The following is a 12,195-nucleotide window of genomic DNA, read 5'->3' on the forward strand; positions in this document are numbered from 1 at the left end:
CGGGTGCCGCCGGGTCCCTTGTGTCTTTGACTACTTCTGCAGTTCGGTCCAGATCTTGGTGTAGATGTCCTGGATTTCCGGGGCGCACATTTTCTGGAATTCGCCTTGTGGCTTCGCGGCGGCCGGAATCACGACTTCCGGCGCGTCCTTCATGTCCGCCGGCATATACTTGTCCGAGCCGGTGATGGCGTTGGCGTAACGGTGGAAGGCAGAGAGGCCCGCCGCGTTTTCCGGATCCATGATGAAGTTCTGGAACAGCTTGGCGTTCTCGACGTTCTTGGCTTCCTTGAGAACGACAACGTTATCGCTCCACAGGCCGTAGCCTTCCTTCGGATAATTGTAGTGGATGGCCGGATTGGCCAGGCGTTGACGCAGAGCCGACCCGTTCCAGTCGCTGGTTGCCTTGAAGTCGCCGGCGCCCATCTTTTCGATGGTGTTGTATTCCATGGCGATCCAGTTCGGCTTGGCCGCGACAAGCGTATCGCGCACCTTCTTCAGAACCGCCTTGTCGTCGGTGCATTGCTGGCCACCGACATATTTGATCGCCGCGAAGATGACGTCATTCATCTCGGGAACGACGTTGACCTTGCCCTTGAGCTCGTCCGGCGTGTTGAAGATGATGCCCCAGCTGTCGGCCGGCCCCTTGTAGACGTCGGTGTTGACGACGACACCGACGGTGCCCAGCGCCCACGGCACCGAATATTTGCGACCTGGGTCGAAGTCGGGATTGGCCCATTCGGGCGCAACGTTCTTGAAGTTCTCCATCTTGCCCGGATCAGTCTCGAGCACGAGACCTTCCTTGATCCAGATCGGCACGTAGGTTTGCGACGGAACCGCGATATCGAAGCCGGTGCCGCCCTGGCGAACCTTGGCCAGCGCGGTGTCGTTGGAATCGTAGTCGGTGATGGTCACCTTGACGTTGTATTTGGCTTCGAACTTCTTGATCACGTCGGGGCTGGTGTAGTTGCCCCAATTGTAGATGTTCAGTTCGCCATCGGCGCGGGCGATGCCCGTCGAAGCGAGCAGCGCCAACCCCATGGCGCTCGCTGTTGTCTTCCAGTTCATGGTTTTAACTCCCATTTCAGGTTCAGTCTCGTTTCCTGCTGACGAAGAAAAACAACGTGACGATCGCGACCGAAAGCAGCAGGAAGGCGGTCGATATCGCGTTGATCTCGGGTGTGATGCCGCGGCGGATCTGGCCGAGCATGTAGGTGGGCAGCGTGTCCTGGCCGCCCGATTTGACGAATTCGGTGATGACGACGTCATCGAGCGAGATGACGAAGGCCAGCATCAGCCCGGCCAGGATACCGGGCCACAAAAGCGGCAGCGTGATCCGGCGGAAGGTCTTCCACGGCGTCGCGTAGAGGTCGGCCGCGGCGCGTTCCAGCGTCAGGTCCATATTCTCCAGCCGCGCCCGGATCGGCAGATAGGCAAAGGGAATGCAGAACGCCGTATGCGCGGCGACCAGGTAGCCGATGCCTGAGTAGCCGGTGAAGATCTTGATGCGCGAGAAGAAGATCAGCAGCGCCACGCCGGTGACGATCTCGGGCACCATCAGAGGCTGGTTGATCGCCGCGTATTTGAAGGTCAGGCCGGGATAGGACGCCGTGCGCGTGGTGGCGAGCGCGGCCATGGTAGCGAAAATGGTCGACAGCACCGCCGCGATGGAGCCGATCTGGAACGAGCGCAGCGTCGCATCGATGACCTGCGTGTTCTGGTATGCCGACTGGAACCATTTCAGCGAAAAGCCGCCCCATTCCGAGGTCGAGCTTGCCGCATTGAAGGCGTAGATCACCAGCACGAAGATCGGCAGATAGAGCACGATGAAACAGGTTGCCGCGATCGCGGTGAAGCCCGGCTGGTGCTTGATGGAGAAGTTGCTAGCCATGCCGCACCCCCGACTTGCCGGCATTGCGCACATAGGCAAGCAGCGCCACCATGACGATGATCATCACCGTGATCGACAGCGCCGAGCCCAGCGGCCAGTTGCGGCCCTGTCCGAACTGCAACTCGATCAGGTTGGACAGCATCATGTTCTTGCCGCCGCCAAGCACGCTTGGCGTCACATAGGCGCCCAGTGCCGGAATGAAAACCAGGATCGAGCCGGCAATGACGCCGGGTTTGACCAGCGGAAAGATGATCTTGCGCAGCACCTTGAAGCGTGTCGCATAGAGATCATAGCCCGCCTCGACGAGGCGAAAATCGAGCTTCTCCATGCTGGCATAGATCGGCAGCACCATCAGCGGCAGGTAGACATAGGCCATGCCGATGAGGATCGCCGTGTCGGTGTAGAGGATCTGGACCGGTGCCGAGACGATGCCGAGCTTGAGCAGGATCGTGTTGACGATGCCTTCGTTGCGAATGATCTGCAGCACGGCGAAGGTGCGGATCAACAGGTTCGTCCAGAACGGGATGGTGATCAGGAACAGCCAGAGATCCCTGGTCTTTTCGCTGCGCGTCGCCATGAAATAGGCCGTCGGGAAACCGAGCGCCAAGGTGGCGAGCGTCGTCACCACCGCGAGCTTGATCGAGCGCCAGACGATGGTGACGTGCGCCGCCGCGAGCGACAGCGTGTCGTCGAAAATATCGCGTTCCAGGAAGACCGATGTCCAGGCGTCGGATGAGAACTGCCATTTCACGTCGCCATAGGCGCCGGGGGTGAGGAACGAATAGACCAGCACGATCAGCAGCGGGCCGGTCGCGGCAAACAGAATGACCAGCAGCGCGGGCGCTGACAAAAGCCAGCGGTCACGGACATCGCGCCGTTCCGCTGCCTTGGCGACTTCTTCCGCGGTCGCCATCAGTCCCTCAGCACTTGCGCGGCGTCGTTGCCGATCATGATGCCGACCTTGTCGCCGCGGTCGAAACCGCAGCCGGCGCTGCGCGTGTTCTGCTGGCGCACGGTGAAGGCCTCGCCGCTGTCGAGATGGACGTGGATATGCGTGTCGGTGCCGAAATAGACGATGTTCTCGACCGTGCCCGACAGGTCGCCCTTGTCCTTCGTCAGCTTGGCATGCTCGGGCCTCACCACCACGGTAGCATTGTCTTTCGGCTGGAAGCCTTCTGCGACGGTCGCCTCGATGATCGCACCGGATTTGAGCGTCGCGCGCGCCTTGCCCTTGCCGGCGCCTGAGATGGCGGCGGTGAGGAAATTGGTTTCGCCGATGAAGTCGGCGACGAAGCGTTCCGCCGGCTTGTCGTAGATGTCCCATGGCGAGCCGACCTGCAGGATCTTGCCCGACGACATCACCGCGATGCGGTCCGACATCGTCAGCGCTTCTTCCTGGTCATGGGTGACGAAGATGAAGGTGATGCCGGTCTCGTTCTGCAGCCGCTTCAGTTCGATCTGCATCTCCTTGCGCAGCTTGTAGTCGAGCGCCGAGAGCGGTTCGTCGAGCAACAGCACTTTCGGCTGCGGCGCGAGTGCCCGGGCCAGTGCCACGCGCTGCTGCTGACCACCCGAAATCTGACCGGTGCGACGGCCGGCCAGCGCTTCCATCTTGACCAGCTTCAGCATCTCGGCGACACGCGCCTTGATCTCGCCCTTCGGCTTGCCCAGCATTTCCAGGCCAAAGCCGATATTGTCCGCGACCGTCATATGCGGGAACAGCGCGTAGGACTGGAAGACGGTGTTGACCGGCCGCTTGAAGGGCGGCAATGGCGCGATGTCCTGGCCGTAGAGCAGGATCTCGCCGGCGGTTGGAAAGTCGAAGCCGGCGATCAGCCGCAGCAAGGTGGTCTTGCCGCAGCCGGACGGTCCCAGCAGCGTGAAGAACTCGTTCTCGCGGATGGATACCGAGACCTTGTCGAGGGCAGCGACCTGCCCCTCACCCGATCCGAAAATTTTGCTGACGTTTACTACTTCAATCGCATTCCGATCCGGTTTGTCCGGCACGATTACGCCTCACTGTTGACCCCGCTCTTGCTGGCGGAGCTTGTCCCCTGTTGGATGTGACCACATGGCCGGTAGGTTGGCAAGCCCGGCATTGAATCACAGTTCAGTCAGTCTTTTAGCCAGCAAGCCTCATGCCATTATCAGGCCTGATAGGTGACCTTGCCGCCGCAGATCGTCGTCACCGGCCGCAGCTTGTGCAGATCGGCCGGCGCCGTCTTCTCGATATCGGCCGACAGCACCACCAGATCCGCCATGTAGCCTGATTTCAGCATGCCCTTGCGGTGCTCGGCGAATTCGGCATAGGCGCCCTCGACCGTGTAGGCGGCGATCGACTCTTGCAGCGAGAAGCTCTGGTCGGGATCGCTTTCTGCCCAGGGTTTGCGCAGTACTGCCGCCTGGATGCCCAGGATCGGGTCGATCGGCGAAACCGGCCAGTCCGAGGCGAACACGACATGGGCGCCGGCGTTCTTCAAGGTCCGCCAGGCATAGCTCAGCGGCCAGCGGTCCGGGCCGATGCGCGACACGGTCGGCTCCAGCGGAAAATCCATGGCGCCCGGCGGATGCGGCGGCTGCATGGAAGCGATGACGCCGAGTTCGGCAAACCGCGGCACATCAGCGGTGGTGGTGACCTCGATATGCTCGACGCGATGCCGGCTGTCACGCTTGCCATTGGCTTTTTGCGCCGCCTCGTAGCCGTCGAGCACGGCACGCACCGCGCCGTCGCCGATCGAGTGCACCGCGATCTGCAGCCCGCGCCTGTCGACGGCGACTGCCAGATCGATGAACTGCTGCGGCGTGAACAGCGGCTCGCCGACCCAGTCGGGCCGATCGGCATAGGGCTCGACCATCACCGCCGTCCAGGAATCGAGCACGCCGTCATAAAACACCTTGACCATGCCCGACGACAGCCACTCGCTGTCGTAGCGCGCTGCCATGACGGACGCCTTGTCGAGCATGTCGAGCGTCATGAAATTCTTGTAGTGGAAGGGGATCTGCACCCGACAGGGCAGGCCTTCCTCGGCCTCGATCTCGGCCAAGAGTTCGAGCTGGTAGAGATTGCCGTCCATGTTCTGGATCGAGGTGATGCCGTGGCGCGCGCACCAGGCGAGCCCACGACGCATGATGTCGCGGTCGCCAGCGCGTTCGGCGGCCGACGGCATCGGATCGGGCTCGCCGCCGGTAGCCAGGCCCAATCGCACACGGCCTTCGCCGGCAAGGTCGAGAACCGGGCCGAAGGCCTCGCCCTCGCGCAATTCGCCATTGGCCAGGCCATCGTCGCCCATGACGATCTCGTTGCCCGGCCCAAGCGTGCGCCCGTTGAGGATGCCGGCCAGTTCTAGCGCCTTGGTGTTGGCCCACATCGTATGATGGTCGGGGGCGGCCATGACGAAAGGCCGGTCCGGCAGGATCGCGTCGAGATGGTGGCGCGTCACCCGCTCGTCGTCGAGCACGGTATAGTCGACGCTCTGCCCGACCAGCATCCGCGCGTCGGGGTGCGTCGCTGCATAGCCGCGGATCGCCTTCTGCAGCGCCTCGAACCCGTGCACCCCGGCCAGTTGCAGATGGGCAAGCTCGGCGGCGCCCGAAAACAGATGCATGTGGGCTTCGATGAAGCCGGGCAGGACCGATCCGCCAAGCGCGTCGATCACCTTGGTGCCCGATCCCTTGAACTCTTCGATGGAGGTGCTGCTGCCGATGGCGATGATGGCGCCGTCCTTGACGGCAACGGCCTCGGCGGCGGGATTGTCACCGTCCATGGTCAGCACACGACCGTTGATGACAATCAGATCCGCACTATCACCCGCACCCGTGACCGACATCGCGACTCCGCGCTTTTGACGACTGACTGAGACCGGCAAAGCTCGCGTCCAACGACCCGCCACACCACGGAGCGGGACCGTCGGATAACGAATGATGCCGGCGCGCTGTCTTCGAAATTCCCCTTGTTATCCCAAGAGACAGCGTGGATAAAGAATGCGACTGATTATTCGCGTTTGTCAACATGCCGGATTTAGAATGTATTGTGGACAGCACGCTCCGCCCGTGTTGGGACCAGGCGGGGTACGAGGGCATCAAGCAGTGAAGCGCAGTCTCGACCGCAAAACCAGGATAGCGCTCGAACCGCGCAAGCAGCCTCGGCAACAGCGATCCAGCAAGGTGGTCGACAGGATTCTCGACGCCGCGCTTATCCTGACGCGGGAGCAAGGAACCAAGACGCCGACGACGCTCGCCATCGCGCAGCGCGCGGGCCTGTCGGTCGGTTCGGTCTACCAGTACTTTCCCAACAAGGAAGCCATTCTTCTGGACCTAGCACGGCGCTGGCTGTCGTCCTTTCCCGAGGTGATCGCTAGGCGCATCAAGGTCGCCGCGCCCACCAACCGCGAAGAGTTTCGGCGCGAAGTGCGCAAGCTCTTCATCGACACGTCGAAGCTCTATCTCGAAAACGCCACCCTGATGCCGGTGATCGAGGCCATCTCAGGCAATGCCGACCTGCGGCCGATCCAGAACGAATATGACGACCAGATCATCGCCCTCTATGCGGCATGGCTGCAGCATGTAAACCCGGCGCTCGAGGGCAAGATCGCCAGCCGGCTCGGCGTGGTGATGATGGAGGTCGGGCATGCCTGCCGGCTCGTGGGGCTGAAGAAGGACCGCAGGACATTCGACCTCATCGAGGACGATGTCGAAACCATGTGGCTCGCGCTGCTGAGCCCCTATCTCAATCTTGGTTGATTTCGCGCTTCGAGAGGAACTTCATGAAGACTGTCTATTCGCCGCTTCACGCCGGCCACGCCGGCCAGATGGAACTGGTTACCTCTGCCATCGTGCCCGGCTTTGAAAAGCCCTCGCGCGCGGAGTTCATCAAGGCGCGCGTCGAAACGGAGAAGCTCGGTCCGATCATCGCGCCGGTCGAGCACGACCTTGCCGCCGCCAAGCGCGTCCACAGGGCCGACTACATCGACTTCCTGCCGACGGTCTGGCCGCAATGGGTGGAATCCGGCTTTACGGGTTCGGCCATGCCCTTCACCTGGCCAACGCGTGGCCTGCGCGGCGACGTGCCGCCCAAGCGCATCGATGCCCTGCTCGGCTACTATTCCTTCGACGGCGGCGCCACTTTCGTCGAGGGCACCTGGGCCGCGATCAAATCATCCTACGACGTCGCGCTGACCGCGGCCGGCCTGGTCAAGGACGGCGAGAGATCGGCCTTCGCGCTCTGCCGTCCGCCCGGCCACCATGCCGGCGCCGGCTTCATGGGCGGCTATTGCTACATCAACAACGCAGCGGTGGCCGCGCAATGGTTCCGTGACCAGGGCGCCAAACGTGTCTCGATCCTCGACGTCGATTATCACCACGGCAACGGCACGCAGGAGATCTTCTATGACCGCGCCGACGTGCAGGTCCTCAACCTGCACGGCGATCCGATGGTCGAATACCCCTTCTTCCTCGGCCATGCCGATGAGCGCGGCGCGGGCGCGGGCGAAGGTTTCAACATCAACTATCCCATGCCCTTCGGCACCAGCTGGGAGGCCTGGAATGCGTCACTGGAAGATGCCTGCGCCAGGCTCGCCGCCTACGCGCCCGACATCGTCGTCGTCTCGCTCGGCGTCGACACCTTCGAGAAGGACCCGATCAGCCAGTTCAAGCTGAAAAGCCCCGACTATCCCAAGATCGGCCGGCGCGTCGCCAAACTCGGCCTGCCGACGCTGTTCGTTCAGGAAGGCGGCTATGCCGTCGAGGAGATCGGCATCAATGCCGTCGGGGTGCTGACCGGCTTCGAGGATCGGTAGATTCGTCGTCCAGAGGAACCAACGGTCCGCACGGAAGACAGACAAGGAAGGGTGGCGTCAGCCGCCCTTTTTTTGCGTCGACCTGGCATTGCATGCGCCCATCGCAAACGCGATGACCGGCCTGCCCGGCTCGACGTCCCGCCCATGGAAAGGCACGGAGATCGGCCCCTGAGTCGCAGGCCGAGTCCATCGGATTCGATTTTGTCAAATCGCGTTTGATGTCGGATTCATCTGCGGGTAGATTAGACCCGAATCAGCCGGTCCTCGGGGGGCGTGGCAACCACCCAAAGTCTCACGTTCCGGACTTCTCCGGCGCCAGACGCGGATGTCTTCGCGTGCCCTGAATGGATTCCGTCTGGTTGGGCGCGGCCCCGCGCCTTGTGTGTGTCTCGTAAAAGTAACGCGTTTTCGGGTTCGGCGGCTGGCTCTCCAGCAACCGGACATCAGCATCGATTCCGGCCAAAAGCAGCAGATGAGCAGTCCCGCCGCGCCTCTTCAATCCGACACATTGGGCTCGCGCCTGACGTCGCGCGGTGATCTCACCAGCTTCTTCATGGAGCTGACCGCCGAGATCGGCGCCGACAGCTACATGCTGGTCGCCATCGTCCATGACCAGGACCGCAACGATGCGCATATCGTCTCGTCGAATTGGATCTTCGACGCCATCGAGTTGATCGGCAAGCGGCTGATCGCAAGCCTTGCCCAAGGACCGCTCACCGCCGCACCCGGTATCCGACCGACACCATTCGTGGCGGCCGAGGCGCCGGATGCCGAGGGGCTGGTCTCGGGCGAAGAGGCCCGGCTCCTCGACGTGCTCGGCCATGCCGAAATCTATTCACTGCGGCTGAATGTCGGCCGTCGGCGCCTGTTCGCCTTGTTCTCGGCGGCGGCGGCCGGCCAGATCGACCAGCCGGCGCTGATGAAGGCGCAACTGAAATGCTGCTACGCGCTCTCGCACATTCCGCAGTTGATCGCCGCCGCGGCCATGCAGGATCCGCTCTCGGACCGTGAGCGCGAATGCCTGTTCTGGGTCTCGGAAGGCAAGACCACCGACGAGGTGGCGGTCATCCTTGGCGTCTCCTCAAACACCGTCAACAGCTACATCACCCACGCCATCCAGAAATTCGCGGCCAGCAACCGCGCGATGGCCATCGCCACGGCGATCAGGAGTGGCATCATTTGAAACACGCCGACATCAAGGATGCCGCGGAAGCCCTTTTCAACGAGCAGCGCAGCCCCTTCGGCGCCTTCTCGCTGGGATCCGAAACACATCACGCCGTCACCATTCCCGATGCGGTGCGCCGCTGCCGCTGGATATCGGTCGACATCAACGCCTCGGCCTTCGGCCTGTTCTTCGTCAGCCCGTCGCCGGAGCGCGACCGGCTGGTCCCGTGCTTTGATTCCGATTATCCCGGCATCGCGGTGGCGACGAAGTTCATTTCAGGCGCCAATGGCGAGGACATCGTTCGCCATAGCCGGATTTCGACCGAGCCGCGCTGGTGGACGGATGATGGCGTGTCGGCCATGGCCGACATGTTCGGCAGTCTCGCCTGGACCGGACAGATGGCGCCGCTGACACCCGGATCGAGCGGCATTGCCTTTCCCGTCCATGCCGATCGCGGTCAATGCGGCCTCGTCGTCTTCCAGGGATCGGAGATCGCGCTGCCGCAGGATGCGCTCTACGAAATCCACGCTCGCTGCTTCTCGCTTTTTGCCGCGGTCGCGCGCATGCGTCCCGGCGATGCCGGCAGAATGCGCTCGATCTCCAAGCGAGAGCTCGAATGCCTGAAGCTGACCGCCAACGGCAACACCAGCGAGGAGATCGCGCGGCTCCTGAAACTGTCGGTGCACACCGCCAACCAGTACCTCACCCAGTCGACCCAGAAGCTCAATGCCGTCAACCGCAATCAGGCAGTCGCCAAGGCGCTGCGGCTGGGGCTTATCGAATAGTAGATGTCGGCTGACGGGAGCGTTTTAAAACGCCAACGGTTCGACTTTGCGGATGCGGGCCTGTTCGATCACAGCCTCCAGCAGCGCCGTATTGTGCTCGGGGTCTTCGCCCGGTTTTTCAAACGACACGTAATTGACCACGACCGTGTTGCCGGCCTCGCTCAGCGTCAGCTGGAAATAGACGGTCACGCCGGGTGGCCTGAGCTCCAGGTCGAGCACGATGCGCGGGCTGCCGCTCCAGTCGACATGCGCCTCGCCGCCATGGCCGAGCCTCAGCGTACCCGGCATGAAGAACAGCTCCACCGCCGAATCGACCAAGTCCGACAGGCAGGCGAAATGCTCCAGCCGAATGAAGGCGATATAGTCGGCGACATCGATCAACCTCAGTTCGCCGACCACCTGTTCGATGGCGCTGGCGACGATGATCTCACGGGATTTTGCGTGCGGTTGCCGGTTCATGAAATCTGTCTGCGCTCAGCCTTTTTCGAGTAGACGATCCGCACCAGTTCGGCGACGGCCTGGTAGAATTGCGACGGGATCACGTTATCGACCGAAACTTGCTTGTACATGGAGCGGGCGAGCGCCACGTCCTCGAAGATCGGGATGTTGTGTTCCTTGGCGATCTCGCGGATTTTCAGCGCCACGATGTCCTGCCCTTTCGCCACCACGAGCGGCGCCGAATCCTCGTCGCGCACATATTTCAACGCGATCGAGAAGTGGGTCGGGTTGGCGATGACAAGCGTCGCGCGCGGCACCGCCGTCATCATCCGCTTGCGCGCCCGGTCTCGCGCCAGCGAGCGCAGCCGCGACTTGACGATCGGGTCGCCCTCGGCCTGCTTGAACTCGTCCTTGACCTCCTGCTTGCTCATGCGCAGGTCCTGCTTCCAGTGGAAGCGCGACCAGACGACGTCGATCGCCGCGATCAGTCCCATGACGAAGACGATCGCCACCAGTATGTCGACGGCGATGCCGCGGATGACGAGACCGAAAGCGACCGGATTGGTGATCATCCCGGCAAGCAGCTTGCGGTGATCCTCCGACAGCGTGAAGGTGAGCACGGCGATGGCAAAACCGACTTTTGCAAGGGACTTCAGGAATTCGACCCAGCCCTGGGCGCCGAACATCCGGTTCCAGCCCTTGACGATCGAGATACGAGACATCTGCGGCCTGATCCGCTCGCCGACGAATTGCGGCATGTTCTGCAGCACCGAGGCACCGATGCCGGCAACGGTCAGCAGCACCAGCAGGCTGAGTACGGCGCGGCCCACTTCCAGCATGACAATCTTGTAGAGCTCGATGACATCGGTCTCGGTGTCCATCGGCCAGGCCTCGGGCTTCTCCAGAAACATCGACAGGAACATGCCGAGCTCGACGATGGCGTCCTTGGCATAGAAGACGGTGAACACCAATATGGCGACAAAGGAGGCCAGGATCGCGGTCTCCCTCGAATGGGGCAACTTGCCCTGTTCGATTGTGTCGCGGATCTTCTTTTCCGTCGCCTCTTCGGTTTTCGAATCCTTGTCGGCGGCGTCGGACATGCCTTAGGCGGCGTTCTGCGTCGAGGGAAGTTCGAAAGCGCCTTCGCGCGACAGCCGGATGGTGGTCGTCACGATCGTCTTGCGTGCCGTCATGATGTCGGCGGCGGGGACACCGTCCGATCCTTGCCCGAGTTCGGCCTCGATCATGCGCCGGGAGCGGGCGCCGATTGCCGACAGCACCGCTTCGGCCAGTGCCGCCGACGTGCCGCGCAGCGCCAGCGTGACAAGCTCGGTCGACAGCCCGTCGAACAAAAGCACGCGCGCCTTCTGGGTCAGCAGCGGCAGGTCGTCGAAAGCGAACAGCCGGGCCCGAACGCCGTCGAGGTCGGGCGTGCCGGCGGCTTCGAGATCCTGCATGACCTCGTCGAGCAGGGGCTTTTCCAGCTCGTTGAGCACGCTGGCGACGCGCGCCTGCCCGGCCGAAGTGTCCTTGGTCGAGGTGTCCGACAGCACGCTGGCGCGCAGCCGGTTCTCGACGATCCTGCTGGCGGCGGCCGGAACATTGGCCATCGTCACCATACGCTTGATGATTTCACCGCGCATCGGCTTCGTCAGCGTCAAGAGCACGCTCGCCGCCGTCTGCGGCGCCAGTTTCGACAGCACCATGGCCGCCGTCTGCGGATGTTCGCCCGCGAGGAAGGCACCCAGCCGCGAGGGTTCGAGCTTTTCGAGATCGGGCCAGATCGGCGGCGGCCCTTCGGGCGCCGCCTCCGGCTTCTTGTTGCCCATGATGGCGCTCATCTCTTCGGGCGAGAGCGACTCGTTGAGGATCGTGTCCATCCTGTCGGCGGAATCGAGCAGGCCCGCGCCCTCGGTGAATTCGGCCTCGAATTCGGCGACGATGCGCTCGAGATCGCTTTGCGGAATGGTCCTGAGCAGCCGGGCGCCCTCGATCAGCGCCTTCAGCTCTTCCTGCTTGAAGAATTTCAACAGGCGGCTGGCGGACGGCTTGCCCATCGCCACCAGTATGGCGGCCGCCTTCTGTGCGCGTGTCAGGGTCGTCAGCGGCGTTGTCATGCCTTTC

At 62.6% G+C, this 12,195-nt stretch carries 12 protein-coding genes; 4 read left to right on the plus strand and 8 right to left on the minus strand.

The genetic code is table 11. The features are described 5' to 3' along the window. Window positions 1-30: 30 nt before the first annotated feature. The 5 genes from FJW08_RS10655 to FJW08_RS10675 all read right to left on the minus strand — a co-directional run bounded on the left by FJW08_RS10655 (window position 31) and on the right by FJW08_RS10675 (window position 5,715). Window positions 31-1,065: an extracellular solute-binding protein gene (locus FJW08_RS10655; RefSeq protein ID WP_140810497.1), complete on the minus strand. Its 1,035-nt coding sequence runs from the start codon at window positions 1,063-1,065 to the stop codon at window positions 31-33. 22 nt (window positions 1,066-1,087) lie between these two features. Next, window positions 1,088-1,888 carry an ABC transporter permease gene (locus FJW08_RS10660; protein WP_140755878.1) on the minus strand — a complete coding sequence of 267 codons (801 nt, stop codon included), beginning with the start codon at window positions 1,886-1,888 and terminating at the stop codon, window positions 1,088-1,090. Next, on the minus strand, window positions 1,881-2,801 hold the full coding sequence (locus tag FJW08_RS10665) for an ABC transporter permease (RefSeq protein WP_140755880.1): 921 nt from the start codon (window positions 2,799-2,801) through the stop codon (window positions 1,881-1,883). Before FJW08_RS10665 ends, FJW08_RS10660 begins: the two co-directional genes overlap by 8 nt. Then, a complete protein-coding gene (locus FJW08_RS10670) occupies window positions 2,801-3,895 on the minus strand; it encodes an ABC transporter ATP-binding protein (RefSeq protein ID WP_140810498.1) in 1,095 nt (364 codons plus the stop codon). Before FJW08_RS10670 ends, FJW08_RS10665 begins: the two co-directional genes overlap by 1 nt. 140 nt (window positions 3,896-4,035) lie before the next feature. Continuing rightward, entirely contained in the window at window positions 4,036-5,715 is a 1,680-nt protein-coding gene (locus tag FJW08_RS10675) for an amidohydrolase (RefSeq protein WP_140810499.1), read from the minus strand. A 259-nt stretch (window positions 5,716-5,974) separates the two neighbouring features. Between FJW08_RS10675 and FJW08_RS10680 the strand changes: the two genes are divergently transcribed. The 4 genes from FJW08_RS10680 (at window position 5,975) to FJW08_RS10695 (ending at window position 9,633) form a co-directional block, all read left to right on the plus strand. Continuing rightward, entirely contained in the window at window positions 5,975-6,628 is a 654-nt protein-coding gene (locus FJW08_RS10680; protein ID WP_140810500.1) for a TetR/AcrR family transcriptional regulator, read from the plus strand. A gap of 23 nt (window positions 6,629-6,651) precedes the next feature. Continuing rightward, the gene (locus FJW08_RS10685; RefSeq protein WP_140810502.1) at window positions 6,652-7,683 is read left to right on the plus strand and encodes a histone deacetylase family protein; all 1,032 of its coding nucleotides are present in this window, start codon (window positions 6,652-6,654) and stop codon (window positions 7,681-7,683) included. A 472-nt stretch (window positions 7,684-8,155) separates the two neighbouring features. Further along, window positions 8,156-8,866, plus strand: a complete 711-nt coding sequence (locus tag FJW08_RS10690) for a helix-turn-helix transcriptional regulator (RefSeq protein WP_140755890.1) — start codon at window positions 8,156-8,158, stop codon at window positions 8,864-8,866. Continuing rightward, complete coding sequence (locus FJW08_RS10695; RefSeq protein WP_140810503.1) at window positions 8,863-9,633, plus strand: helix-turn-helix transcriptional regulator; 771 nt, start codon at window positions 8,863-8,865, stop codon at window positions 9,631-9,633. Before FJW08_RS10690 ends, FJW08_RS10695 begins: the two co-directional genes overlap by 4 nt. A 24-nt stretch (window positions 9,634-9,657) precedes the next feature. Here FJW08_RS10695 and FJW08_RS10700 read toward each other — a convergent pair whose 3' ends face one another. The 3 genes from FJW08_RS10700 to FJW08_RS10710 are packed head-to-tail and all read right to left on the minus strand — an operon-like array spanning window position 9,658 to window position 12,188. Then, complete coding sequence (locus FJW08_RS10700; RefSeq protein ID WP_140755894.1) at window positions 9,658-10,092, minus strand: hypothetical protein; 435 nt, start codon at window positions 10,090-10,092, stop codon at window positions 9,658-9,660. After that, window positions 10,089-11,171, minus strand: a complete 1,083-nt coding sequence (gene flhB, locus FJW08_RS10705; protein WP_140810504.1) for a flagellar biosynthesis protein FlhB — start codon at window positions 11,169-11,171, stop codon at window positions 10,089-10,091. Before flhB ends, FJW08_RS10700 begins: the two co-directional genes overlap by 4 nt. A 3-nt stretch (window positions 11,172-11,174) precedes the next feature. Then, window positions 11,175-12,188, minus strand: a complete 1,014-nt coding sequence (locus FJW08_RS10710; RefSeq protein ID WP_140810505.1) for a flagellar motor switch protein FliG — start codon at window positions 12,186-12,188, stop codon at window positions 11,175-11,177. Between the last annotated feature and the right edge of the window lie 7 nt (window positions 12,189-12,195).

The organism is Mesorhizobium sp. B3-2-1 (genome assembly GCF_006439515.1).
GTDB lineage: Bacteria > Pseudomonadota > Alphaproteobacteria > Rhizobiales > Rhizobiaceae > Mesorhizobium.